19 protein-coding genes, 1 pseudogene and 2 riboswitches are annotated in these 26,564 nt (G+C 38.5%); of the genes and pseudogenes, 4 read left to right on the plus strand and 16 right to left on the minus strand.

Annotated elements, in window-relative coordinates:
• Window positions 1-51 precede the first annotated feature (51 nt).
• Both thiO and KBP50_RS13600 read right to left on the minus strand, forming a co-directional pair.
• The gene (gene thiO, locus KBP50_RS13595; protein WP_050352065.1) at window positions 52-1,167 is read right to left on the minus strand and encodes a glycine oxidase ThiO; all 1,116 of its coding nucleotides are present in this window, start codon (window positions 1,165-1,167) and stop codon (window positions 52-54) included.
• A complete protein-coding gene (locus KBP50_RS13600; RefSeq protein WP_050352064.1) occupies window positions 1,151-1,765 on the minus strand; it encodes a thiamine phosphate synthase in 615 nt (204 codons plus the stop codon). The genes thiO and KBP50_RS13600 overlap by 17 nt, the downstream gene beginning before the upstream one ends.
• A 121-nt stretch (window positions 1,766-1,886) precedes the next feature.
• Window positions 1,887-1,997, minus strand: a riboswitch (TPP riboswitch).
• Window positions 1,998-2,303: 306 nt separating this feature from the next.
• Here KBP50_RS13600 and KBP50_RS13605 point away from each other — a divergent pair.
• Entirely contained in the window at window positions 2,304-2,765 is a 462-nt protein-coding gene (locus KBP50_RS13605; protein WP_050352062.1) for a DinB family protein, read from the plus strand.
• Between the two features lie 315 nt (window positions 2,766-3,080).
• Here KBP50_RS13605 and KBP50_RS13610 read toward each other — a convergent pair whose 3' ends face one another.
• On the minus strand, window positions 3,081-3,980 hold the full coding sequence (locus KBP50_RS13610) for an acetamidase/formamidase family protein (protein ID WP_050352061.1): 900 nt from the start codon (window positions 3,978-3,980) through the stop codon (window positions 3,081-3,083).
• Window positions 3,981-4,237: 257 nt separating this feature from the next.
• On the opposite strand from KBP50_RS13610, the gene KBP50_RS13615 reads away from it, so the two are divergent.
• Together KBP50_RS13615 and KBP50_RS13620 are read left to right on the plus strand one after the other, a co-directional pair.
• Window positions 4,238-4,903 carry an HAD family hydrolase gene (locus tag KBP50_RS13615; protein ID WP_050352060.1) on the plus strand — a complete coding sequence of 222 codons (666 nt, stop codon included), beginning with the start codon at window positions 4,238-4,240 and terminating at the stop codon, window positions 4,901-4,903.
• A gap of 673 nt (window positions 4,904-5,576) precedes the next feature.
• Window positions 5,577-6,161, plus strand: a complete 585-nt coding sequence (locus KBP50_RS13620; protein ID WP_050352059.1) for an SCO family protein — start codon at window positions 5,577-5,579, stop codon at window positions 6,159-6,161.
• 529 nt (window positions 6,162-6,690) lie between these two features.
• On the opposite strand, the gene KBP50_RS13625 is transcribed toward KBP50_RS13620, so the two are convergent.
• From KBP50_RS13625 to KBP50_RS13635, 3 genes and pseudogenes are all read right to left on the minus strand, one after another.
• Entirely contained in the window at window positions 6,691-6,987 is a 297-nt protein-coding gene (locus tag KBP50_RS13625) for a PTS sugar transporter subunit IIB (protein WP_050352058.1), read from the minus strand.
• A 42-nt stretch (window positions 6,988-7,029) separates the two neighbouring features.
• Window positions 7,030-8,349: a PTS galactitol transporter subunit IIC gene (locus tag KBP50_RS13630; RefSeq protein ID WP_198035004.1), complete on the minus strand. Its 1,320-nt coding sequence runs from the start codon at window positions 8,347-8,349 to the stop codon at window positions 7,030-7,032.
• 971 nt (window positions 8,350-9,320) lie between these two features.
• A riboswitch (TPP riboswitch) is annotated at window positions 9,321-9,433 on the minus strand.
• An 89-nt stretch (window positions 9,434-9,522) separates the two neighbouring features.
• A pseudogene (locus KBP50_RS13635) lies at window positions 9,523-9,675 on the minus strand (zinc transporter ZupT); the annotation flags it as partial.
• 356 nt (window positions 9,676-10,031) lie between these two features.
• Here KBP50_RS13635 and KBP50_RS13640 point away from each other — a divergent pair.
• On the plus strand, window positions 10,032-11,087 hold the full coding sequence (locus tag KBP50_RS13640) for an acyl-CoA dehydrogenase family protein (RefSeq protein ID WP_050352056.1): 1,056 nt from the start codon (window positions 10,032-10,034) through the stop codon (window positions 11,085-11,087).
• A 259-nt stretch (window positions 11,088-11,346) separates the two neighbouring features.
• Here KBP50_RS13640 and codA read toward each other — a convergent pair whose 3' ends face one another.
• From codA to KBP50_RS13685, 10 genes are all read right to left on the minus strand, one after another.
• Window positions 11,347-12,612: a cytosine deaminase gene (gene codA / locus KBP50_RS13645; protein ID WP_050352055.1), complete on the minus strand. Its 1,266-nt coding sequence runs from the start codon at window positions 12,610-12,612 to the stop codon at window positions 11,347-11,349.
• Window positions 12,613-13,881 (minus strand): cytosine permease, encoded by a 1,269-nt coding sequence (gene codB / locus KBP50_RS13650; protein WP_050352054.1) that lies wholly within the window; start codon window positions 13,879-13,881, stop codon window positions 12,613-12,615.
• Window positions 13,882-14,415: 534 nt separating this feature from the next.
• Window positions 14,416-17,565, minus strand: a complete 3,150-nt coding sequence (locus tag KBP50_RS13655) for a pullulanase (RefSeq protein ID WP_076361965.1) — start codon at window positions 17,563-17,565, stop codon at window positions 14,416-14,418.
• Complete coding sequence (locus tag KBP50_RS13660) at window positions 17,556-17,975, minus strand: early set domain-containing protein (protein ID WP_128743430.1); 420 nt, start codon at window positions 17,973-17,975, stop codon at window positions 17,556-17,558. Before KBP50_RS13660 ends, KBP50_RS13655 begins: the two co-directional genes overlap by 10 nt.
• 885 nt (window positions 17,976-18,860) lie before the next feature.
• Entirely contained in the window at window positions 18,861-19,652 is a 792-nt protein-coding gene (locus tag KBP50_RS13665; protein WP_050352052.1) for a GNAT family N-acetyltransferase, read from the minus strand.
• Window positions 19,653-19,918: 266 nt separating this feature from the next.
• Window positions 19,919-20,767, minus strand: coding sequence for a MurR/RpiR family transcriptional regulator (locus KBP50_RS13670; RefSeq protein WP_050352051.1), 849 nt, complete (start codon window positions 20,765-20,767; stop codon window positions 19,919-19,921).
• Between the two features lie 320 nt (window positions 20,768-21,087).
• Window positions 21,088-21,789, minus strand: a complete 702-nt coding sequence (locus KBP50_RS13675) for a copper homeostasis protein CutC (protein WP_236691413.1) — start codon at window positions 21,787-21,789, stop codon at window positions 21,088-21,090.
• Window positions 21,790-21,868: 79 nt separating this feature from the next.
• On the minus strand, window positions 21,869-22,087 hold the full coding sequence (locus tag KBP50_RS22145) for an ROK family protein (RefSeq protein ID WP_254217746.1): 219 nt from the start codon (window positions 22,085-22,087) through the stop codon (window positions 21,869-21,871).
• A complete protein-coding gene (locus tag KBP50_RS22150) occupies window positions 21,999-22,241 on the minus strand; it encodes a hypothetical protein (RefSeq protein WP_232231448.1) in 243 nt (80 codons plus the stop codon). Before KBP50_RS22150 ends, KBP50_RS22145 begins: the two co-directional genes overlap by 89 nt.
• Window positions 22,242-22,728: 487 nt before the next feature.
• The gene (locus KBP50_RS13685) at window positions 22,729-26,415 is read right to left on the minus strand and encodes a metallophosphoesterase (protein ID WP_082240939.1); all 3,687 of its coding nucleotides are present in this window, start codon (window positions 26,413-26,415) and stop codon (window positions 22,729-22,731) included.
• Between the last annotated feature and the right edge of the window lie 149 nt (window positions 26,416-26,564).

Here is a 26,564-nt window from a genome sequence, read left to right on the forward strand (position 1 = left end):
TTAGGAATGAGGCGCTTAGCCTCTTAAAAACGTTTAAAAGTAAAATTCCCCCTATTTACTTCCTACCCCTCTCAGCCGCTCTGGTGAGACCATCGCTTGCATAACAGATTCCGTTTCCTGATTCATCATTAGATCGCTAATTAATTGGGCAGTAGCAGGGGCTAACAATATACCATTTCGATAATGACCCGTAGCGTAATAAAGACCGGAAAGATAAGGGTGTTCGCCAATAACGGGAATCCCGTCCTCCGTTCCAGGCCGCACTCCTGACCAGAAGGATTCCACCATTGCCTCACGGAACTTTGGAATAACTGAAAATAAACGGTTTAGCAATGTCTCCAATCCCCCTGCCGAAACATGCGAAGAGTGATTATAACGATCAGAAGTAGCGCCAACAATATAACGGCCATCCTGTTTTGGTACAAGATAAAAATCCTGACAGAATAGAGTTTCATGGATTTGGATATTGTTTGATGTAACCGATAAGCATTCCCCCTTAACAGGCACAATTGGATTAGATAGTCCCATCTCTGTAAACCAACGTCCACTTTCAGCACCTGTTGCGACTACAACTCGATCAGCCGTTATCATTCCCTGATCTGTCGTTAAAGTAAAAGAATCAGTTGGTTTAGATATTGTCCAGACATGACAATCTTCTTGAACCTCCCCTCCACTTGCTACAGCAGCTTGTTTAAAAGCTTCACATACTCGGGTTGGCTCTACATGTCCATCTTTTTCCATATACAGAGCAGCAATGGCTTTTTCGCCTAACATCGGGAACTTTTCTTTTAATGTTCGAGGTTCCAACCACTCTAAATTAGGCAAGGCTTGCTGTTTTGCAGCAAGTACTTGTTTTTCGTTTTCGTTAAAAGCAATTTCCAACATCCCTTTGGGAGCTAATTGAATATCAATGGCAGTAAGCTCATATAATTCCCGGCTTAATTCCTTATACATATTTCTACTTGTTTGACAAAAATGATAAAATCCATTGGAAGTGCTATTTTCCGTGTGTACTCCGAGCATTCCCGCTGCAGCTCGTGTTGCTTTTCTGCCGCTCTTCTGCTTTTCGATGACCATTGCAGATAAACCACTTTTATTTAAGGAATAGGAAATAGCGTGACCAATAATTCCGCCACCAACAATGACAACTTCATGATGTTGCTTCAATTCGCCTTACCTCCTCTCGTAATTTCATTGCCGCAGTTTGAGGACTAGAAGCACTAAAGATTGCTGACATAACAGCGATTCCGGAAATATTTGCGCCTGATAAGTCACATATTTTGTTGTTTTTAATTCCTCCAATTGCAATTACTGGTATCGTAAGGGCATGAGCTAATTGTTTTACTTGCTCAACCCCTCTAGGGTTTATTCTCGGTTTACTATCTGTTGCAAAAACGTGCCCAAACATAACATAATCGGCTCCACATCGTTCGGCATGCCTTGCAGCCTGCAAAGAATGAACGGACACACCCACTTGTAATGAGGGAGATAATTTTTTCATGTCAGCTATTAACGAGGCCTTATTTTCTGGTAAATGTAACTGATTTACTTCTGTCAAAGCTGGGGCAGAAACATGATTATGAATACAAAGCACTTCTCTCGAAACACCAGCCTGTATCAACTTTTGAACAAAAGCTAGATACCCCTGTAATGACTTCTGCTTCTCTCTTAAAATAATTCGATCTACAAACGGAGCAATCACTTGTATGGTATCTACTAATTTCGCTTCCTCCATCTTCCCGTTCGTTACAGCATATAATTGCATAGCACACCTCATAGTCTACTAACGTAATTACGAAAAACAAAAATGCCACTTTCTCCAGCGAAGGAAAAAGTGACATGTATATGCACGAATCCAGTTAGACCAATCTTGTACCACATACAAAATAGTCCACCTGCCACTTTCCTCCGCTGGTTTGTTAGCCAGTTCAGGTTCAAAGAGTCCCAACGTTGTACGTTGATCTCAGCCATTTAAAATGGCACCCCTAGTGATTTCATATATTCATTTTTTATTTGATTCCCTTCTAAGGTACATCAATTGTATGCATATGTCCAGAAAAAACGGTTAAGTTTGAAAACTGCGACCACTTTATCATGATTCACGCTTCAAACTACATCTGGTTTCAAACTCCATTATCCAGCACCACACTTACTACATTTGTGCAAGCCACTTGGTAAAGCAGTATACTCGTTCGTTATTAAATAGATTAACATTCCCATTATACAAGTATGGGTATAAAACTATTCATCTATCATCTTCTTTGTTATACTAATCTCAAATTCAAAAATTTAGGGGGATGGACATGAGTAAAGATTTAATCGAACAATTTGCGTTCAATCGCAACATGCTATTTACAGAACTGGATAAGCTCGATGAATCGCTTATCGACAAGCAGCTGGAAGGGTTGAATAATACAGTGCGCTGGCATATCGGACATATATTAACTGTGGCTGAACAGTTTTTATTTGGATTTCCAAACCAATCCAAGCATTTACCTGAAACGTATATTTCTTTATTTGGAAATGGAACAAAACCTGCTGATTGGCCAGAAGAAGTACCTAGTCTGAAAGAATTAAGGGCAAATCTGCAGGAACAATTCGACCGTGCTATGAAACTACAGCCTGAATATTTTGCAACGAAATTAGAAAAGCCTTTCCTAGGTCAAGATACAATTGGCGGGCTCACAAAAGTTGCCGTATTCCATGAAGCACATCATACAGGACAGCTACATACGATCAGCTTATTGACAGTAAAACAAGCATAAGATACATCAGTGGACGGTTCTCCACTGATTTTTGAATTATTTATTCCGTATAAGGTGCTGTAAGACTCCCACTTCAGGAGTTGAATAATCTGTACTGCAACAAGTCTAAGCGGGAGATAACAGCACCTAAATACCCCATTTCGTAAGAGCTTTAAGGTCATACCCTGGTGGTACTAACAAGTAGCGGGGGATGAATGAAGCCCCCGCTGATTGAAGATTCCATTTATTTTTTACATTTTTTCAATAGTACAAGTACACCATGAACAGAGATTGCTTGAACCCTCTGTTTAATCAACCTTTATCTATCAAATATTCCTACACTAACTTATAATTATATTTTTCAAGCACCCAAGTAGGGAGTTCCATCCTCGCTGTCATTAGCGGATCAACAATTTGACATATTTTCAAATCTGCTCCTAGAGATAAAAACATTGCTGCTTCATGCTCCTCCATCTTCACCTCATTTACAAGGAAGGTATGCATGTTTTTAGTTGCTCGTTTGGAAGCTTCATCTAGTGTTTCTGAAGATGCGATCGTCATCACATATTCATCATCAGCTAAAAATGGAAGTGGGTAAGGCTGACCTTTAATAACAGTAACTTTAACTGTAATTTCGGCAGGGATTTCCAGTCCGCAAATAACAACTTCACCATCTCCCATCACCGCATGAGCATCCCCCATGGCCAGAAGAGCACCATTGACATTGACAGGTAAATAAAGCGTTGCGCCTTTCCTAATACGCTTACAGTCCATGTTTCCACCATGGTCTTTCGGCGTTCCAGTCGGCACATCTTCATCTAACGGAGCTGTACCAATAACACCAATCATTGGATTAATCGGTAATTGCAGCGTCTCATTAAAAACAGCCATGCCCTCTTTTATCGATATAATTTTAGTCTTTTCTTGTGCGAAACAGCCGGCTAATGCCCCCATCTCAGGTGTTATCGACATCACTCCCTGATGAGCAATTTTAATATCCAGAATATCAACCTTGATTGTATCTCCTGGGCTAGCCCCTTTTACAAATACAGGACCTGTTGCTGGATTAATTTTATCCCAGCCAACTGTATGAAATAAATCCTTGTCGCTCTTTATTTCGTTACTAAAACAATCATACGTTTCAAATAGCACCGTTTCCCCTGAAGCAATGGTTTCTACAGGCTTATTTGTTGGTGACATGGATAAAATAAAAGTTTCCCTAACAATCTTTTTCATTTCCATATACCTCCTTCATTATTTTACGCCCTATTCGTGCTTGCCCCACACATTTTTTCAAAAACTCAAATATTTCAAGCGATACATGATGCCTATTATACTATCATTTCATTATTTAACAATCCCAATGTAAACACCAGTCTCCTATATACAATGAATAGCTGGTTATCAAGATCATTGCTATAATAGATAGTGGTTTTCATAATCCATTCACCAGTATTCAACTATGAAAATTACTTTAATTTAGGAGGTATTCTATGAATCAAGTGAAATTAATGATTTTTGATATGGACGGTTTGCTGTTCGACACAGAACGAATTGCTTTCCAAGCCTTAAAAAAAGCGATGAAAAATGCCGACTATGAGTTAACGTTGGATATATACCGAAAAATAATTGGTGCTGGAAAGCAGGAAGACGAAGCAATATTAAAAGATGTATACGGTGAAGAATTTTCCTTTAGCCTTGTTTTAGATGACTATCTCCATGAATCTGAGAAAATCTTAAAAACGGATGGCTTAAGAATAATGGAAGGAGTCACGGAATTACTAGATATATTAGACGAGCGAAAAATTAAAAAGTGTGTTGCTTCTTCTAGTTCACTGGAAACGATTCAGCGCTACTTAACAATGACAAATTTAAAAGATCGATTTGATTTTTATATGAGCGGTGATGAAGTAGAACGAGGAAAACCGCATCCTGATATTTTCTTGGAAGCATGTCAACGTGCTGATGAAAGCCCGGAAGTAGCCATTGTCTTAGAAGACTCCCCAAACGGCTTACGGGCAGCATATAGAGCAGGTATCAAGTGTATTGTCGTTCCCGATTTAGTCGTCCCTGATGAGGAAATGGAAAACAGAGCATATCGAATTGTTACTAGTTTAGTAGATGTTTGCCATTTGTTTACAGCATCACAATCAAAATAACCCTTTTGCTAGCAGCATCTTTTGGCTAATTTATTATTTCTAGAACTTTGGTCAATTATCAAAGGTATGAAAAAGAACTTCTTTTCAAAAACAATTACAAGTTGTCATTTTTCCTTCACATAATCATATTGCGACCGAATTGTTTACTTGATACAATTTTGTTAGACTATGTTTTAAAATGTGAATAGTTGTTGAAATCGCTTTAGGCAGGAAGCGAAAATGATCTATGCAGTTATCTTGTTATACAGGAAACCTTCAATCAGTGGGCGGATCTTTTTACCACAATATTAATGATTAATACGACAATAATATGTCCTAAAGGTCTTTGAACAACATCGGGGCAATTAACTTGCAGTTGCATCTTCACTTAGCTCCTTGGGTTTCACCTCCTAGGATAAAAGTGGAGGTCGAACTGCCAGTTACATTCGGGACAAAACCTCATTCTTTTTTGCATAAAGAGTCTTAGTTTAAAAGTTGAGGTTTTCATAAAGGGAATCTTCAATCAGTGGGGGGCTTCATTCATCCTGATTGTTAGATGAACGAATCGGGCATTTAGGTGCTGTTATCTCCCACTTAGACTTGTTTTGTTGCAGTACAGATTATGCTACTCCTGAAGTGGGAGTCTTACAGCGCCTTATATACGGGATAAATACCGACGGGAAGGAAGTTGATGATGAAAAAGTATATAGGGGTTGCTTTCCTCGCATTAGCTGTTTTTCTTACTGCTTGTGGTGGCGCAGAAGAGAAAATCGATCCAAATATGTCAGAAGAGGTAAACGATTTTACGTTCACGACACAAGATAATGAAAAACTATCCTTAGAAGATTTAAAGGGCGAATATTGGATTGCTGATTTTATCTTTACCAATTGTACATCGGTATGTTTGCCAATGACATCCAACTTGGCAAAATTACAGCAAAAGACGGCAGATGAAGACATAAATATTCAATTTGTCTCTTTTAGTGTCGACCCAGAATACGATACTCCTGAAGTATTAAAAGAATATGCCAAAGAATATCAAGCAAACTTGGATAACTGGACGTTTGTAACAGGCTATGATTTTGAAACTATTAAAGAATTTTCCATCAAATCATTTAAAAGCATGGTCGCTCCTCCACCTGAAGGAAATGACCAAGTAACACATGGAACCAGTTTCTTCTTAATCAATCCGGAAGGGGAAGTTATTAAAAAATACAACGGTGTACTAGCAGATAGTATTGATACCATTTTTGATGACTTAAAAGAATTAGGTTTATAGCAAGAAAAGCTTAGTAGATCATAAAATATTGGGCTTTTTTAGCGTGTTGCTCACTTTCAATTAGTAGCCTGATAAATGAGATACAAGGTTTGTACAGCGCCCCTACACTATGTCAAACAAGCTTTGAATAAAGTGAATCTTCAATCAGTGGGGATTTTTATTCATCCCCCACTGATTGTTAGTACCACAAGGGGTGCGACCACCTAGCCACACATTGCTGTTATGATGGGAAAAGCAGAATAAGGTAAAGTGGAAGACTCAAGCTTTGTAGTTTTCTTTATACACCACAAAGCTTGAGTTTAACAATTGTAGTTTTCTAATATATATAATATTTTATAGTTAAGTTACTTCTCACATATCCATGCTAACCGAAACTCCTGGTGCCCCGCTGAAGAAAATAATTATCTACCATACTAATAATCCCCATTTTATCATCATATAAACGATCGATGAAGTGGGAATTTTTTAATGATAACATGGTAAAAAGGAATTCTATCTCCTCATCTGATCATTAGTCCAAAATCTCTCCTCACTTATCTTCTTGGAGTATCTTTTCACGTATCCGTTGATATGTTTCTTCTGTTCCAATTCCAGATAACAATGGTACTCCGTCAATCACCTTGTCTTTCTTTTCGTCAGGGACAATAGTCGTTGAAACAACCATATCATACGTATCCAACCGACCTATTTCATTTGCTACGCTTGATTGAAAAAGCGTCACTTTATTTGCTAAATTTTCTTTTTCCAGCCAATCCTTTAACCTTTCTATCACTATCGTGGAAGTTGCTACACCTGTTCCACATATAACTAGTATTTTCTTTGCCATTATGACCATCTCCCCTTAACATTATCATTTTCCTACCAAATTTTAATTAGATCTTACTTTATTCACATATATCATCAAAATAACTATTATTGCTCCCAAAAATACAAAACTGAACCAATGGAGTACGTTCGGTAACCAAACAAAAGGAAAGGTCGTCCAAACAGCTCCATCAACGAGTGCTGAAATATTCGAATAACTTTCCATATCAAAACCTGCATGAATCGCCGTACTTGTTACTAAAGGGGCTACCCAAGTTGCAATATAAAGACCAATCCCAATATAAATGGAACCACCGATAATCGTGCGGACTATATTCCCTCTGAACACCGGAACCATTAAAGCAATCAGAAACGGAATAGTGGCTAAATCTGTAAAAGGCAATACTTTATTTCCTGGTAATATAGCAGCTAATAGTAAAGTAATAGGTACCAACAACAACGATGCTGACAACACAATTGGGTGCCCTACCGCTAACGCACTATCCATACCAATATATAAATCTTTTCCTGGAAAGTGTTTTTTAACGAACGCTCCAGCTGCTTCTGAAATCGGTGTAAGCCCCTCCATTATTAAAGCTACCATTCGTGGCAACAACAACATAACCGCACTCATTTGTATAGCTAATTGCAATACATTTTTCACATCATATCCAGCCAGAATACCTATGAGGAGACCAAGAAGTGCACCCATAACTGTAGAGTCACCCAAAACACCTAAACGTTTTTGGATGGAGGCCTCGTTTGCTTCCAGCTTATTAAACTTTGGAATCCTGTCAAACAAATAATTTAGAGGCTTCGCAACGATATAAGAAGGCGCAGATGCACCGTGCGGAAAGGTAATATTATTATATCCATAAAACGATTGAACATCTTTCTGTATCCAATCACCGAGTAAAAACAATAACATATGATGCAGAATGATTGTCCCTATTCCCATAGCAAAACTGTCTGTCAGCGCAAAAACCAATGAACCAGTAAAAGCAGTATGCCAAAAATTCCAAATATCAATATTAAGAGTACGAGTAAGTCCAATCGTTAATAGAAGCATATTTAAAGTTATACCTATCGGAATGGTTAAACTGCCTAAAGCTGTTCCATAAGATATTGCAGCTGCAGCTGGCCACCCAACATCAATGACATGAAGCGTTAATCCAAACTGATCGACCATCGATTCAATTGCCGGTCCTAGACTATCACCTAATAAACCAATAACAAGATTAATAGCAATAAATCCAATTCCGATAGTTAAACCTGCCCGAAACGCTTTATTCACCTTTGTTCGTAATAGCAATGCAAAAACAAAGATAATAATCGGAAGCATCACACTTGCTCCCAAGTCAACAAACCATTGTAAGACTTGCATAATTTCTTCTCCCCCTCCCCATTTTTTGAAAAAATTACCCTTTAAAACTAATCAAGTCCTTTTTTGTTACAAATAAAGTGAATTTTCGTTTATCATCCACGAATTAAAGCAAAACAAAAGCGCAAGCGCCCGTTTAGCAACGTAGCGAATGGAACGAATCAACTAAAGATAAAGTGAACCTTCTATCAGCGGGGTTTTCTTCCATCCCGATGATGGTTAGTACCACCAGGGTATGACCTAAAGGCCCTTGAACGAAGCGGGGATTTATGTGCTGTTACCTCCCACTTCGACTTGTTTAGTTCACCGCTTCCATTCTTGAAGTGGGAGTCTACTACGCCTTTTTACAGGATAAAGGAATCATGCCACTAAAACAGGGGGATGCCGACGTCGGGCGACAAGCCCGTTTTTAGTCGACCTTCCTCTTTGCGACGAACCGATGATGACTTATCGTAGGGCGATTCGTGAAGTCGCCTAGTTGCTGGGCGATGGAGCCGGACGTGGCTATTCAGTTATTTCGTTATCTCCAAGCACCTAAGTTTATACTTTCTTATTCTTTTAGAAAAACTTGGCTTGTCGCCAAGTCTAATGGCGAAAGCCTTTTGTTTTTCTTATACTATAAACCAAAAAAATTTTATATTTTCCTATAGTGGAACAAAGGCTAAAACCTTAAGTTCCCTTGAAAAAGAAGACCGCTTTTCTACGTGCGATGAATTGCTTCCGAAGTTTTCCTTGTCCTTAAAGAAACTCATTTTTGCGTGTTAGTCTCCTAAGAACGATATATTACAGACCCAATGAATCAAGAATTTAGCAGCCGTTATCCCCCCAATTAGTTTGTAAGCCCCTTGCGCTTTTGCAAAGGACGGAGAGCACCTTACATCCAGAATAAAAAATGCCACTCTCCCCGCTAAGGAAAAGTGACATGTATGTACAAGTTAACTATTGGATTCGTATAGTACACCCTTGTAATCCGTATAAATCAACTGTCACTTCCCTCCGCTGGTTTTGTACGCCAGATCAGGTTCAAAGAGTCCCAACGTTCTACGTTGATCTCAGCCATTAAGTAATGGCACCCCTAGTGAAATATTCTCTTGTATTTTGGTATTATCTTTCTGCTTTAATATAGAGGATGAGGATAGTTGTGTCAAGCTCGTTGCACAACTATAGCAATCAAGGAACATAAATCATAACTCCTGCTGAGAATCCTAAAGTAAATGATAAAAATTTCGTATGCGTCGTTTTTGTACAAAAAACTAGTAAACCTCCTGTACCAGTTGCTGATCCCGCAAATAAAGTAAGTAAAAATGCAATCCATACGTCCTGTTCCACGGTTTCTTGCTCCTTTTATTTTAAATGATTTTTTTCACCTTCATTCGCTTATTGTGTATAAAATCACATGAACATCCGTTCACTAATATAAAATGGTGTCCTATCATTTACTAGCGAAAATTAGGCATACATCAAAAATGTACTTCTTAACGGAGAAAAGAATCATTACTACAATTCTATATAATAAATAAAATATTTATTCCTGCTCATAAAAGTTACGCTGAACTATTGCTTCAGCCAGTGACGTTTCACTAAAAGAAAAGGTAATACTTGATCTCCATATTAAAATTCTTTCGTAACTTTATGTATTTCGGCATGCTATACTGTTAGTAAAACAAAAGGATGGGAAAACCGGAATGTTTACCAACAATGAAATCTCTTGGATACGAACTGAAGTAAAAAACAGCGAACAAACGAAAGCAATAAGCGAAAGGCTGCTAACTTTTATCATAAACAAACAGCTATTCAAGCTTTTCCTGCCACAAACGTTAGGCGGGGCGATGCTGCCCTTATCCGATGCCATTCGTACATTTCAGCATTGCTCGTATATAGATGGGACATTTGGCTGGTTAGTGACGATAGGTTCTGGTGGAGGCATGTTTGCCCCGCACTTTACAGAACAAGCCGCAACAGCTTTTTATACTCCTGAAGATGCGGTCATTGCTGGCAGTGGATTTCCTGCTGGAATAGCAAAAGAAGTAGAAGGTGGATATATTGTAAATGGAGAGTGGCACTATTGTAGTGGTTCTCAATATGCAACTATATTTACTGCCACCGCTAAATTAAATGCAGAAGATAATACTAAGCTCCTATCATTTATTTTCAGCCCAGAGCAAGTAGAAGTAATAGAGGACTGGGACGCTATGGGATTGAAGGGGACAAGCAGTCATACGATTCGTATTACGGAACAATTTGTACCAACATATCGTACGTTTTCCATTTTCAAGAAGCAATACCAACTGAAAGATTCTATTTACGACTTTCCGTTCATTCCTTTTTCACAGGCATCGTTTACTGCTATCGTACTAGGAATTGGAGAACATTATCTGGAAGAAACAAAAGCCATATTTCAAGAAAAAAGCTCTGTTTGGCAAACAGATCGACTCACGTTTACTACCAATGTTTTAAAAACAGCAACGGAAAAAATGAATCAAGCAAAAGCAATGTTTTATCACCAGCTTGATAGCTTGTGGAAACAACATACTGATAAGAATACGATAACAAAAAAGCAACAGAAAGCGTTTTCTACGTGCTGTAAAAATACAGTGTCTACCATATTAGAGGGAACAGACAAATTGTTTAGGCTAATTGGTATGCAAGCTGTAAAAGAAACCTCAATTATAAACCGTATTTGGCGCGATTTACATACAGCTAGCCAGCACGCATTTCTTATGCCACAAAACGAGGGCTGACCTGGAGTCTTTCTAAAAAAGCAGTAAAGAGCCTTAATCTGCTTACAGATGGGGATTTTTAAAAAATAGCTCAAAATGAATAGTAAAAGAGAAATTTATTTAACTTAACATGGGAGAAAAAGCTTTTATGCATCTCTTTTACTATGTCTCAAGTCATCTGAAAGCAACCCTTATTTAGATTAGCTCACTTCCTATAATTATTTCCATTTGAAAACCCGCTGGATTAGCCCAGCAGGTTTTTATTTTCCATCTTCAACATTCATCTCGTAAAATGGATATGCTCTTCTATTCCTAAATTTATCTTTGTTTTACTCGGTGTTGTTTTAGTAATCATATTCCCATTGCGAATAGAATGAGTGACGACAGCTTGCTTACGAATCGCTTCATATTCATTTTCCGCATCCAAAACAATTAAATTAGCTGGCTTTCCAACCTCAATCCCATATTCCTGTTCAAGGTTCAGCGTTTTGGCACTGTTTGTTGTAATCAGATCAATAGAATTAACAATTTGCTCATAGCCTAATAATTGCGAGGCGTGGATTCCCATATGAAGTACCTGGAGCATATTTCCTGTGCCAAGAGGATACCATGGATCAAAAATATCATCATGACCAAAACACACATTCATTCCCGCTTCCAATAATTCCTTCACACGAGTTAGACCCCGGCGTTTTGGATAGGTATCAAAACGACCTTGTAAATGGATATTAACAAGTGGATTGGAAACAAAATTGATCTCCGATATTTCTAATAAACGGAACAATTTATAAGTATAGGCATCATTGTAAGATCCCATTGCTGTAGTATGACTAGCAGTCACTCTTGATCCTAGTCCTCGCTCATACGCTTCTTTTGCCACTACTTCGATAAATCGCGACTGTTCATCATCGATTTCATCACAGTGAATGTCAACCAATCGATCATATTTTTCCGCAAGATCAAAAACAGTTCGTAAGGAATCCACACCATATTCTCTCGTAAATTCAAAATGCGGGATCCCTCCTACGACATCTGCTCCTAGCTTTAGCGCTTCCTCCAGCAATTCCTTCCCATTTGGATACGATAAAACTCCTTCTTGTGGGAAAGCAACCAATTGCAAATCCACATATTTCGCCATCTCTTCTTTCACTTCCAGCAATGCACGCAGCGCTGTTAGCTTTGGATCGGTTACATCTACATGTGTACGAACATGCTGGATGCCTTGAGCAATTTGCCATTTCAAAGCCTTCACAGCTCTCTTCTTCACATCTTCATACGTTAACGATTGTTTTCGTTCTGACCAACGTTGAATCCCTTCAAATAATGTGCCACTTTCATTCCATTGTGGTTCTCCAGCTGTTAACGTTGTATCAAGATGAATATGTGGCTCAATAAATGGAGGTAATACGAAAGAACCTGCAACATCAAGAACATCATCTGCCTGCATTTCCTCGTTAGCTGGTGAAATGGAAGTAATTATTTTGTCAGTAATAAAAATATCCCATAATCCTGTTTTGTTACGTAATGTAGCATTTTTTATAATCAATTAGTGACCCACCTTTTCTGTGTTAGGAAGCATAACTTCTTTTTCCTTTGCACTCATAATAAGCTTGGTACCTGCAACATGGATGACTGCTGAACTAATTAACGCATTAATTGGTGGTATGCCTGGTAATAAAGTCGCTGCGGCAATTCCTGCGCCCCAAGCAAATAAAGCAATCCAATTAACAGCTTTAAATGTCATTTCATGGAACGCACGATAATTGCCACGATGGATGATGAAAAAATCAGCTAACAAGATAGCGCCGATTGGGGGTAACGCAGAACCAAGCATAGTTAAAAATCCTACGAAATTCTCATACAGCCACATTGCCCCCAGCGTCCCAATAATTCCATTAAAAATGACGATCTTATGTTTTGGTATTTTGGTAATATTTGAAAGTCCAAGTCCTGAAGCATACAAAGCATTATCATTTGTTGTCCAAATGTTTAAGCCTAAGACGATAATCGCTGGGAGAATTAAATTCTGCATGAACATTACTTCAGAAATATCAGCTTGACCAGTTGCAACCGAGCCCACCGCACCAAACAAGAACATGAGTGAGTTTCCGATGAAAAAGGCGACTACTGTAGCAATTACTGCCGACCGTTTTCTCCGGGCAAACCTTGTGAAATCAGGAGTTAATGTCCCTGCACTGATGAAAGAACCAATACAAATGGTAAGGGCAACTGCTAAAGTCATCGTTTCCGCCGGTTCATATTGCAATAAGCCTTGCCATCCTCCTAAACTTTCTGTTGCTTTTATAACAGAAGCCCCTCCAAGAAGGGCGATTAATGGTACAGCAATAAAGCTAATCATAGCCAATGCTTTCATTCCGAAGAAAGCTGTAAATGTCATTAATATGCCAGCAACAGCGATGAGGACATAAATGTCAATGCCTGTAACTTTTTGTACTGGTACTGCAAACATTGCTGTTCCAACTCCGAACCAGCCAATTTGTGTAAAAGCTAATAAAAATGAGGCAAGATAAGACCCTTTCTTCCCAAATGCGTAACGAGCAAGCAGATGCGTAGACAATCCTGTTTTTGCAGCCATATATGCTAATAAACCGGTATATGCGCCTAAAATAAGATTACCTGCAAGGACAATCGCGATAAATTGTATAAACGATAGCCCTTGTCCTAGTTCTCCACCAGACCACATGCTAGCCGAGAAAAAGGTTAGCCCGAGCATAACTACGAGTGTTTTCCAAAAGCCGTTGCGATAAGATGAAGGTACTGCTGTCAGTGAGAATTCTTTATCGATGTTTTTCATTCTGTTTTCCTCCTGATTGTTGGTACCAAAACAGAAAGGAAGTAAAAAGCTTCCTGCCAAATGTGACAAGAAGCCTTTCTCGTTAAATAGATTCATTGCTAGCTATACACCCGCATAGGTTGTATTCGCTTATACAATAATTCCATCAACTTATCCGTTTCCTTGTCAGCCTCACAGGACTGAATTAAAGGTACCATATTTAACTTTTCTTTATTATGACAAAAACAGAATGTCTCGTCAAGACCTTCTATCTACGGTGATTTTTTCCATTTAGTAGATGGGGGTAGGACAAAAGTATTTTTATCAAACGTAAATCCGCACTATCTAAAAACTATAACTGGTGCAAAGATCCGCTTAGGATATATACTTCGCGCACCTTAGGGTGGCTGGTGAGCCTCATTATACTACCACTCGGGGCCTTTCCTTCCGAGCAGAGTCTACATATATTTCCAAAGCTAATTAGTGCATCATTCGTTCTTAGACTAAATATCTACCTATGCCCCGCCTAATCAATATAAAATAAAAATCTTAGTTCTATTTTCTTCGCTTATAAATGTATAACCCTACACCGGCAAGAACGAATATGAAGCCAGCTAAGAGCCAATTGTAGAAGGAAGTTGCTGTATTAGGAAGCTCTTCTCCTTGCTTTTTCGTTACTTTATTTCCTTCACCCATTTGTTTTTTATCTTGATTTAATTCTTGCTCTTTGTTTTCATCTTGGTTCCCTCGTTCTTTATTTTTATCTTGATTCAATCCTCGTTCTTTGTTTTTATCTTTATCCACTTCCGTCGTTTGTTCTTTATCTGTCTCCTTTTCTTGCCCAGGTTCATTGTGACCAGGTGTATGTGTATTATCAGTCTCCTCTGTGTCCCCATTTTTATGGTTCATCTTTACAATAACAGTTGTTAACGGTGCTAACTTAATCTGGTTAGCTGCTATTTTAACACCAGTCGGATGCTTAATTTCCTCTGTTCCAGCTGTATTCGCATCCACAATTACTTTTCCTTTAGTCAAATACGTATTCTTTAGCGTAAGTTTACGTTCTTTACTATCTGCGTTTACAAATACTTGATACACCTCCGAACCATCAGAAGACGATGCCTGATATCCGATCACTAAATCTTCCTCTTGAATTTCTGGGGCTTCGATGCGTTTTACGTTCGTTTTTATCTTTTCCATAGTCCCTAACGAAAACGCATCGGTTGAGCGTCGGAGTTTGATTAAGCCTGCTGTGTATTCACGTGTAGCATGTTGAATCGGGTATTGTTCTTTATCCGTTGCCATCTTCCAATCAATCTTATTAATAGCATCCGTAGAATCATACGAATCATGAATGAAATATGGATAAAGAAATGGTTTTCCCTCTTTATCTGTCATATAGGTTGATTTATACGGAGCTTCTAACGTCTCGGTTCTAAACTGTTTTGTTCTCCCAAACTCTTGACCAGCATGGATAAAGGCTTTCCCTTGTGCGGTTAAAACCATCGCATTACCAATTCTTATCCGTTTATGGATTTCTTCTTCATGATATTCAGAGTCTTTCATAATCGATTGAGCAATAACATCGTGCAACGTCAAATTATCATGTGCAGCAATATAGGAAACGACATCACCGGGATCATCAGCGACAAAATTATGCGGATTTGCAGTGACATTATCAAAAATTTGTTGAATGTTTCTAGCCCCACCGGTAAGAAATCTTGGTTGACCTTCACTGCCAAAACCCGATTTCAATTCATTTCTAAATTCATCGGAGAAAACAGCAACACTATCCGTATGCTGCATCCAATCCTGATCCGCTGGCACCACTTTTTCTCCTTCATCACCAACGTACGTTCGCCATCCCTCTCCAATCATGATTATATTTGGATTTAACTGCTTTGCTCTATCATAAGCCACTTGAATACTTTCTGCATCGTGATCTCCCATCATATCAAAGCGGAAACCGTCAATTTTGAATTCTTCTACCCAGTATGAGACGGAATCGACGAGTACTTTCCGTGACATAGCATGAGTCGTACCAAGACGTCCTCCACCAAAGCTTTCACGAGGAGTACCATCCTTGTCCATAAAATGATAGTAATTTGGCAGCAAATCCTCAAAAATCTCAACTTTAGCAGTATGGTTATACACGACATCCAAAACTACACCCATATCTCGTTTATGAATTTCATGGATTAACCGCTTAAATTCCGCAATTCGCAGTTCAGGATCATCCGGATTTTCAGAATACATCCCAGATAGTGAAAAATAACTATGTGGATCATACCCCCAATTATAATTATTCCCAGTCGATGACCAATCTAGTAATCTCTTATCATTATCCCACTCATTAGCAAAATAATAACTCATGACAGGAAGCAGCTGAATATGTGTGACACCTAATTCTTTAATATAATCCAGTTTATCAATAAAGGAAGAAAATGTACCAAATCGGGCATTTAGTTCACCTTCGATCGCAGGATCTGATGTGAAATCTCTCACATGGACTTCGTAAATAATAGCATCTTCACGCTTTGTAAAACCATCAATATTAGCAAAATTTAATGCTGGACCAATCTCAGATGGATCGACAATTGCTGCCTTTCCTATTGAATATTTCCCACCATTTCCTGGATTTGCCCATGCTGCCATTGATTTTGCGTATGGATCAAGAGTTAGCTTTGTCTTTCCATTATGTGTCATCTTATAATGATAATAATAGCCTTTAAGATTGTCCAAGCCCGTATTTTCTTTATTGAGCTTTACTTCCCACACGCCCCGCTCACCTAGTTGCATTGGTATTTCATCGCGAATTACTTTATATTGGTTGCCTTTGTCATATAGTACAACGGTTACATTTGCTGCTTTTGGTGCCCATACCTTTAACGTTGCTGTCCCGTTGGTATGTAATGTTGCACCTAAGTCTCCATCATAAGCATACAGCTCATCTATTAACTTCCAACTGTCTGTTAGTTTTAGCGTTTTATCACCATAAGTTACAGTAAGTGATGTATTAATAGCGGCAAATTCTCCATTAACCTCTAATACTTTTTGATCGACTTTCTTGCCATTGATTATGTTTATTTTGTTCCCATTTTCGTCCTGCACTACGATGTCACTTAGTAATTTCTTTAAGCCTAAATCTTTTATACTGGAGAAACGCAATTGAATCGTATCCTTGGATACAATTTCCCCAAAAAGAAGGGCTGTTTCTATTTTCCCGTTTGGGTCAGTATACACCTGTTCATCACCATCTTTAACAAAAATTTCTTTATGCTCTAACATCGAAAAATGATAATTTCCTGTTTGCTCTCCGCTACGCTTATTTACAAATAAAAAACCAATTTTCTCTGCATCTTTTGCTAGTTGAATATCGTAGTAAGTACCATGCTCATCAATGCCAGCAGCGCTTACTGCTCCATCCGGCCACCCTTCAGACGGGGCAGCAACATCATCCCATACCCAAATGTTCCATCCATCATAATTCTGGTCTTCGCGTTCATAGTGGATACGAATCGTCTGTGTAACCTGTTCATCGGATTTAGCCTGCTCATTTGTCGGTTGAATGGTTATCTCTTTCTGCGAAATATAACCATCATACGTTGCCTGAACAGTAATTGTTTCATCGGGGTGGACATTCTCATCCACAATTAAAGCGTTATCAATTATCTTCACACCACTTCTTTTTTCTTTTAAGTCCATTTTGCCCCCTTTAAAGAGTTGGTTTTTGCGTTTTCATTGAAAAACTCCCCTTCTAATATGGACTTGCTATTTGCTTCCACTGCTTCCGGAAGTCGTTCAAGTATAATCCCAGGCACGTGAAGAATAGATTTTTCACCATCTTTTGCTGGATTTAACGGGGCTGCAAAAGAGGTGGACGCATTAGTTATATCTGTCAAAAATGAATACTCATATGTACCAGGATTTAATGCAACCTTAGTTGTATGTATTCCATCCTTGTTTTCCATCTCAATTGCTTTTTCAACATTCCATTCATGGAAGCTACCTAACAAGTATAGCTGTTCCTTCTCGTGAATTGCTTTAAACGTTACATTTCCATCTTTGTCGATGACTGGACCTAATAGTAGTTGCCTATCTCCTTCCTTAGCCATTACTGTATGCAATGGGGAAAAATAGCTAGTGCTTTTCGTTTTTTTGCCAAAGTAATTCCTCCCCTTATGGTAAAACGTTTGCACAAATAACGAACAAAGGCGCAAGCACCCGTTTAGCAACGTAGTGAATGGAACGAATCAACTAAAGATTTAGGAATCATACCACTAAAACAGGGGTATGAGCGGCAAGCCCGTTTTTAGTCGACCTTCCTCTTAGAGACGAATCGATGAGGCCTTATCGTAGGGCGCATTTCTAAAGTCGCATCGTTGCTGGGCTCATGCGCTGCACGTGGCTAGTCGGTTATTTCGTTATCTCCAAGCACCTCATTTTATACTTTTGTATGAAAAAACAACTCTATTTAACTTATCTAACTCATTTATTTTAGACAGTATTTTAAGAATCTAAACATTATAAAGCAAAAGTTTTTTCACGATAGATGGTGGCTCGCGCTCTAGGTGAGCCATGGTGGTTTCATATCTTACAAAAAAATAAGTGTGCTACCCTTACTTTATTAGTAAAATTATGTGCAAACGGTTTCTCAGCTTGTAGATTAACACAAAAATATCCATAAATCAATTTTATTTTAGTAAATGCATGAAGTATTCACTGGAACTAGTCTCACCGTTTAACCTTTGTTTCTCTTCTTCCGTTTTTACGAAAGATATTAATATATTAAAGTTATCGGATTAACATTTTGTAGATTATACATAAGAGCCCCTCCTAACTAGTTTAAAATAGTAATTAGGAGGGGACTTTTCTTGTGTTGCAAAGTCATGAATTATTATACCAAAAATCTTTTATGTCTTATTGTCAAGTGATATACACAGTCGTTTCAGAATTTTTTATGATGAGTTGACTTTTCCACTTTGCAGGTGACTGCTACGCTATTTAGTAAAATAGTAAAAGCAGATGTTTTCTGTTTGCTTACGAATAACATCTCTAGCTTTGAATCCTTCAGCAAATAGCTTTTGAAAGACTTCTCTTGTTTGGAGTCGCCATGTCATCGCAAGCGAAACATCCGCTTGCTTTATGGATTGAAAATTGGTTGGGATACCGACCAACCAGTAATCGTTTACTAAGCTAGATTGATCATAGAATAATTGCGCTACAACTGGATTTCCGTCTCGGTCAGCATGCACTAATATGTTTGCTTCATCAAGTTCAATAGGCATATCCAATCTTTGCTCAGCGAATCTCCATTCGACTTGAATCCGATCTGTAGGCAGTCCATGATTTAGCTTCCCGCCTAACTTACCGTAATGATTTTCCTTATATTGAACGCCTACCGCCCCAATTTTGTGCAGGTTTAAATACGCATTTAAGCTTTCAAGTGGGTCAAACGTCCATGTTATCATGGCATAGCCAAGATTTTGAGCAATTTCTGCTTGTTTATATTTCATCTTTAACCCTAATCCTGCTTTACGATATTCGGGGAGAATGCCTAACATATGGGAACACAAGTATGGATGTTCACCATCAAATCCAGCAAAGCTATAAAGAAAGCCAACCATTTGGGCTTTATCATATGCTCCTATTAGAATTCCACCATGATTTAAAGCAGTATACGTTTGATGAATTGGGGTTGGAGGAACATGCCAAACTGCTTCCTCTACACGTTGCATCTCATATAATTCTTCTATGGTCGTCAATTGTCTCATTTTAATTTGCTTTGACATGCAGATATCCTCCCTAGATAAAACGTTTCCTATTTGTTGTCCTTGTACTCAATATATTTGAGGGTTTTACAGCTACATTGAAAAAGATATGTAGCTGTAAATAAAAAATGAGTATTCAAAATGTAAGGTGCCTTCAGACCCCCGCTTCGGGAGAGCCTCGACTAGATAATAAGAAGCTTAGGTGAGGGGATAAAAGAATCCCCAACAGATTTGTATTTTACTTAGCAAGCTTGTTTCTTCACCAAATCAAAGTCAATGCTCTAACTTTATCCGTTCTGAAAAAAATCATCTGCTTTCAAGGCGTCAAATTGTTTCACTCTTGCTTGAAAAGCTTCAGCATTTTGAAGAGATAAGTTGGAAACAATGCTATTCATTAAGGATACAACAACTGGCGCTGCATCTAGCGTGGACTTTACATTTAGTTGCACACATAATGAAAGGTCTGAAAAATCTGTAACCGGTGAAAATGGAGAATCGGTAAAAGCTATCACAAATACTCCTTGTTGTTTAGCCAATTTCGCGATTCGTAATGTTTCCTTTGCATACCGGTGAAATGAAAAAACAACAAGGACACTTTTATCTGTTAACTCATTAACTCGCAGTAACACATCATCCATTTGGTTTTGAAAAAGCCTTGTATTACCAATGACAAGATCTAAGGCAAACGCAAACCAGCTTGCCAGTGCATGAGATGAACGAACCCCCGATACTAGAATCCGGTCGGCTGACGCCAGTACAGTTACAGCCTTTTCTAGATCAGCCTCGTCTATCCTTTCCGAAATCCGTATAATATTTTCTACATCATGATACATCACTCCTTTGATAGGAGGAGCATTTTCATGATCTAATTTTTTCGTTTCCACATAATCCATAAGACTACTTCGTTGAAGGAGTAGTTGCTGTACATCTTGTTGAAAATCGCTAAAGCCAGCATACCCAAGTTTATGCGTAAAACGAATAACCGTTGTTTCACTCACGCCTGCTTTCTGTCCTATTTGTGCAGCTGAATGCACTGCAAAGTATTTTGGGTCTTTATGAAAAAAAGCTGCTGTCTTTTTTAAGCCTGTTGTAAATTCCGATTGCTCTTCTTTTATTTTTTCCAAAATTTGATCCATTTCTACCCTCCAATTCAACGTTTCATATAGATAAACCATCTCTTAAGTTCATATTAAACACGATAATCCAAAGATATTTATAGTAATGGATAAAGGTAAAGCTACGTCATCCCTCTCTAAAATGCCGATTAGCAGTCCATTCCAATAGTCGAGAACATGTCCAACGTTCGTAAACTATAAAAGGTTTAAAGCTAGCATGCATAGCGTTTTAAGAGACCTAGTTCGTTTTTTTAATCAGCTGCTTTCGTTATGTCCCAGCCTCTTTCCTTTCCATACCCCTCTTTACAACCGCTTCACGCTTTGAAAACGATGTCTATTTTTTATTTCAAAACAGAAAGCACTTTATCCACTGCCTGAGCAGATATTGCATTTGCAAATGAATTCCCCTGACGAACTGCTTTACCAAAATGATACTGTTCTGCTTTTGTTGTCTGGATTATTTCGGCAATATTATCTGGGGTCAGACCAGAACCAGGCATAATGACAGGTCCCTGCAGACGTTGAGAACTCGTAACAAGCTTTGCAAGCTGTTCTTTTCCTGCTTCACAATTAGCTTTGCCGCCAGATGTTAGAATGCGTTTCACATTACGTTGATAGTTTACTAAAGTTTGGTATCCTTCATCCAATGACATGGCTTCATCAAAAGCACGATGAAACGTAATATCCAAATTTGGAAAAAGTTCGATTAGTTTTGCCAACATCTGTTCATTAATCGTGCGGTCCTCATTTAATGCCCCAAATACGATCCGATTACATTGCAAACTTCGCAGCGCTTTAATATCTTCACAAATAACTGCAAACTCCTCTTCTTTATAAAAGAAATGGTTACTATGAGGACGGATCATAACTTGAACAGGAATATTGACACTTTCAATAACTGACTTCATCGTCCCAAAACTTGGTGTTAATCCACCTTCCTGTATAGCAGTAACAAGTTCTAATCGATCAGCTCCTAACTTCTCAGCCTGTATCGCGTCCTGTTTATTTTGTACAATCAATTCTAACTCCATTTTGTTTTTCAAACTCCTTTTCAACGTTATTCCAAGTGTATTTATAACGAATTATACGAGTGAAATAAACAATCCCATTCCACCATCTAGTTTACAATTCTTGCTTTACAGTTAAGGCAATTGCCCCCTTTACTCCTTGCTCATCTTCCAACTCAGGAGCGACAATCAACTCATCTACATGCTCTACTTCCGTGTAGTCATTTAATAGCTTCATAAATTGCTTACGAATCATAGTGTAAAGCTTGACCTGCTTCATGTCCCCACCGCCAAGTATCATTTTTTCTGGTGAAAGGATAACGTAATAATTCATTAATGCCTGAGCCCAAATAATATGCTTCTATTTCCCATATGTAATTATGTTCTGCCAGAAGATCTGCCTTCATGCCGTATCGTTTTTCCATTGCTGTACCTGAAGCAAGACCTTCTAAACAAGGACCATGGTATGCTCGTCGCCAACCGCACAAGCAAATTTTGTACCACCTGCTTCGATCGCTCCAATTAACATAAACAGACCTCCTCTAAAGCAGGAGCGTTACATCTCCATTACCATACAAATTATTTTAGCACATGTAAGCAATATATGAATCATTTTACCGTAATTATCGGTATACATTTCCATTCTCTAGCATATACCGTTTGCTAATTCCTTTTATTCACGACATTACTTGTCAGCTTTTCTGACAAAGATATCCGATATTTCTCTTTGACACAACAACTCGCCCCGCGACGTCAATATCATCAAACTGTACAACTTGCCTTCATTGTCTCCGGCGATCCCTTGAGGGTTTCAATGCCCGTCAGAATATACAGCGTACAAATTCAATCCAACATTATTTTCTTTTAAAAGATAAAAGCCACTAAAATCAATCGGTTGATCTTAGTGGCTTCGAGTGAAAAGCATCTAACAAGTTCTCTTGAATTAGTTTATAAGCTTTATCATACTATTTTTTATTAAGAAGCTTTTCGCAAGCGAAGGTATAGCACTACTCCAATTAGTAACACTAGTATTCCCAGCGCCAACCAGTTATAAATAGAGGTTGCAGTATTTGGGAGTTTGCTTGTTTCTGTACGTTCAGCTTCACTTTGCTTAGCTGGATTCATTTGTTTGCCATCCGATCCTGTGCTGTTGTCCTCCATATTAATAGCAGTACCTTCAGGACGCTTTGGTTCATCTTCTGGCTTTTCAGGTTCTGTTGCTTGCTTTTGCGAGTCTTTCCCCGGTTTCTCTACAGATCCCTTCGAATCTTTTTCTTGCTCATCTCCCGGTTTATGCTCTATTTCTCCTGGTTTTTCCTCTGTTTCCGGCTGCTCAGGCTTTTCCTCTGGACCGGTTGGTTTTTCTTGTTCACCAGGTTCTTCTGGTTTCTCCACAAGCTGCTTGGTGAACGTATGGGAATCAACTAATTCGTTATCCGTTGTATATGCTTCCACTTTAATTTCATTTTTATTTACTGCTAAAGAAGTGTAGACTTGTTTTTCTTCTGCATAAAGCACATCAACATACTCTTGTTTCTCCCCAGGATAAAATTTTGGTCCTGCTGATCCACCAATTATATACGGCGTACCTTTACCATCCTTCTGCGGTTTTCCACCCTTCATTGGGTAAGTCCGCATGTAAGCATGATCATGGCCTGTTAAAACTAAATCCACACCCACTCCTTCTAAAACCGGTGCAAAAGTTTCAATAGTTGCATCCGTACCTCTTTTCGGATTACTTTTATATGGCGGACGGTGGAAGACAGCAATATTCCATAGCTTATCAGAGTTTTTAACTTCTTCTTTAATCCATGCTTGTTGCTCTTCCATATCCTTTACACCAAACTCAGAATTCAGCATAATAAATCGTACATTCCCATAATCAAAGGAATAAACAAAATTTTCCTTACCCTTTGGACCATTCTTAGGATAGGGGAATAAAGTTTTATACGTATTTTCTCCATTTCCATATACGTCATGGTTACCCATTACCGCCATAAAAGGAACTTTATTAACCAGTCCTTCAGATGCAGTTAAAAATTCGTCCCATTGTGCTAGTCTATTTCCTTCTTCTACAATGTCTCCGCCATGAACGGAAAATTTAGTATCCGGAAATTTTTCTAAAGCAGTTTCATACAATTTTGTCCATAATGCAAAGCCAGCTTGGTCATATGCTTGTGTATCTGTAAATAGTAAGAATCGAAATGGATCATCATTCGATGCACTCTCTGTTGTAAATGTACTTACTTCACTCCACACTTCCTCCGTACCGTCCCCCACTCTGTATTGATACGTCGTACTAGGGGTTAATTTAGTTGCTTCTACATTATGCTGTAAAAACTCGCCCGTTTCATCCGAAACTAATTTTGTATCTGCTTTAAAACGTAGTACATGTTCACTATCAAAGCCCGCTTTATCTCCTTTAGCAACTACTTCCAAAACAGGATTTACAGCAGTGGTATTTGTCCGCCACGTTACATGCTGTGTCGTTTTCGGGTCTTTTGTCCAAGTTAATGTGACCTTTTCAGGTACTTGATCTCCAAGTTGAGGTAAAACTTTAAATGAAAGTACCTGACTGACTAATTTTCCTTTACTTGCTTGTAACTTTAATGAAATTTGGGACAATGTAAGTAAATTTGTTTTCGTTTCTCCATTCGCTCCGGTCAGATTTAAGAGCGAGCTCCAATCCACTTCCTCTACATCATCCTTTGGCACATGAAAATAACGCTGTTGACCATCTGGCATATAAATCCGATAAAAATCAAAGCCTTCATTTGGTGTCTTAGCAACAGGAATATATGTACCTGCTTCAACTATCTGGAAAGGCTCCCCAGCTATCCCGCTTCCACCTTTATAAATATGTGTCCGTTTTTTCACTTGAATAAGTTTCTGATCTCCTAAAATATCGATCTTAGCTCCTCCAACCGGGTTTCCTTCTTGATCTACCACCTTCATGGTACTTGGTGTATGAAGTGATTTCCCTTCAATACTTAGCACTAATGGCTGAGAGATCTTATTTTTATAAGCATTTGCATAAAACGGTATGGTACCGATCGCGTCATCTACAAATGTTTGTGTTCCTTCGGCTAGTGCAATTTCGAATCCTCCAGCTGCATCAATACCTACATTAAATCTTAATGTTGCAAGCACCTCATCATCTGACAGAATTACATCTTCTAGGTTACCCCATTCTAAAATGATTTCCCCCGTCTCTTCATTGACACTGTTCTCTACAACAGCTTGCTGTAATTTTTCAGGAATGATAGCCTTAGCCTTTACACCTGTTTCATTGTGAAGCTTTAATAAATTACTGTCATATGTTAAAATCAACTTCGTCCCGCTTAATGCTTTAGCATGTTGCATCGTTACATCAACTTCAAAGCTCGAACCAGCATAAATTTTATCTGGTCCTTTCCATGTAAACGTTGGCCCACCACTAGAAACATGAAACTCCCAGCTTTGAAACTTATGATTTCCTGCTTGATCAAAAACTTCAATTCTAGCCCGATTTAAGCCTTCAGCCAGTGCCTTTTGAGGTGTATAGGAAACTAAACCTGATTTAGCATCATAAGAAGCAGATACCTGTTCGCCATTAATCGTTAAAGATATCTTTTTTGGATCAATTCCCAAACCGTCTCCATCACTTACAATAGCACTTATTTCAGGTTTGTTAGAATCAGCGATTTCCCCGTTTGCCGGTTTAACATTTGTAATGGTTGGATTGATGACATCTTCATCTGTATCCCCATATACAGCACGAATATTATCAATATACATAATCCCAGCTGATTTGGCTTGATCATTTGTTGCCATATAACGGATCGCTTGGCTACCTATTGTAAAAGGTGCTTGCCAATTATCAGGAATGGGTGCCTCTACATATTTCCACCCTTCCCATGTGACACCGTTAGGATAACCACCTGTATAATCGATATTAAAATTTTGCCCATTTGCATCTGTAAGTTGCTGTCTAAGCCAATGTTTATGACCATCTCCATAAACCCACATCCCTATTTTCTTAGGTTTTCCCGGGATCTCTATTTTATCTCCTAAAGATGCATAAATACCTGATGTACCTTGCGTGTTTAAAAAATCATACTCCAATCGTAATGCTTGATTATCAAACCTTACGACTTCATTTGAAATTCCAATATCAACCTTATTATGCCTTGCTCCGCTAACCGTCCAGCTTCCTAGCCCCTGTTCGAAATCTTCCAACACAATATAGGGCTTATTCACCGTCTCAGCGGCCCCCTTTTCCTCCATTTTACTGGACTCTGCAACCTGTCTTTTTACTTCCTCCCTCTTTTGTTTGCTATCCATGTTTACTGCTGGTGCTGGTAGGTCATCTTTATTTTTTTCTTTTTGTAAAATCGCTTCTTGTTCAGGTTGCTCTTCTTCTTTAGAGTCAGTCGCTTGATTTTCCGAATGTTGCTCTACTGATAAGTCATTTTCCTCTGTCGTTTCTACATCATTTGGTTGCTGATTTGCCGGTTCTTCCATGTTTGCAGATGGAGCCTGATTTTCTGGCTTATCTCCCTCAGCATAAACCGGCCTTACATTACTCCCCATCTGCGTAAATAAAATGAAGATAATGAGAACAAAAATAAATAGTTTCTTTTTCACTTCAAGCACACTCCCCGTTGCAATAATAAGCTTCATATTTTTTCGAAAATCGACATATTTAACATATCACTGCAATAGTAATTAACGGTTAACATATTGTTAAATTAATGTAAATGTTGCATAAAAGATTTATTTTATTATTGTCAACATTTATACGTGCAACCGTGACACTTCTATCGATTGGG

The sequence above is a fragment of the Virgibacillus pantothenticus genome (assembly GCF_018075365.1).
Lineage (GTDB): Bacteria > Bacillota > Bacilli > Bacillales > Amphibacillaceae > Virgibacillus > Virgibacillus pantothenticus.

Excerpts from the sequence above, each read along its gene's own strand:
- KBP50_RS13600 (WP_050352064.1), bottom strand. The coding sequence starts at position 1,765 with ATGCAATTATATGCTGTAACGAACGGGAAGATGGAGGAAGCGAAATTA.
- KBP50_RS13605 (WP_050352062.1), top strand. The coding sequence starts at position 2,304 with ATGAGTAAAGATTTAATCGAACAATTTGCGTTCAATCGCAACATGCTA.
- KBP50_RS13610 (WP_050352061.1), bottom strand. The coding sequence starts at position 3,980 with ATGAAAAAGATTGTTAGGGAAACTTTTATTTTATCCATGTCACCAACA.
- KBP50_RS13615 (WP_050352060.1), top strand. The coding sequence starts at position 4,238 with ATGAATCAAGTGAAATTAATGATTTTTGATATGGACGGTTTGCTGTTC.
- KBP50_RS13620 (WP_050352059.1), top strand. The coding sequence starts at position 5,577 with ATGAAAAAGTATATAGGGGTTGCTTTCCTCGCATTAGCTGTTTTTCTT.
- KBP50_RS13625 (WP_050352058.1), bottom strand. The coding sequence starts at position 6,987 with ATGGCAAAGAAAATACTAGTTATATGTGGAACAGGTGTAGCAACTTCC.
- KBP50_RS13630 (WP_198035004.1), bottom strand. The coding sequence starts at position 8,349 with ATGCAAGTCTTACAATGGTTTGTTGACTTGGGAGCAAGTGTGATGCTT.
- KBP50_RS13640 (WP_050352056.1), top strand. The coding sequence starts at position 10,032 with ATGTTTACCAACAATGAAATCTCTTGGATACGAACTGAAGTAAAAAAC.
- codB (WP_050352054.1), bottom strand. The coding sequence starts at position 13,881 with ATGAAAAACATCGATAAAGAATTCTCACTGACAGCAGTACCTTCATCT.
- KBP50_RS13655 (WP_076361965.1), bottom strand. The coding sequence starts at position 17,565 with ATGGACTTAAAAGAAAAAAGAAGTGGTGTGAAGATAATTGATAACGCT.
- KBP50_RS13660 (WP_128743430.1), bottom strand. The coding sequence starts at position 17,975 with ATGGCTAAGGAAGGAGATAGGCAACTACTATTAGGTCCAGTCATCGAC.
- KBP50_RS13665 (WP_050352052.1), bottom strand. The coding sequence starts at position 19,652 with ATGTCAAAGCAAATTAAAATGAGACAATTGACGACCATAGAAGAATTA.
- KBP50_RS13670 (WP_050352051.1), bottom strand. The coding sequence starts at position 20,767 with ATGGATCAAATTTTGGAAAAAATAAAAGAAGAGCAATCGGAATTTACA.
- KBP50_RS22145 (WP_254217746.1), bottom strand. The coding sequence starts at position 22,087 with ATGAATTATTACGTTATCCTTTCACCAGAAAAAATGATACTTGGCGGT.
- KBP50_RS13685 (WP_082240939.1), bottom strand. The coding sequence starts at position 26,415 with ATGAAGCTTATTATTGCAACGGGGAGTGTGCTTGAAGTGAAAAAGAAA.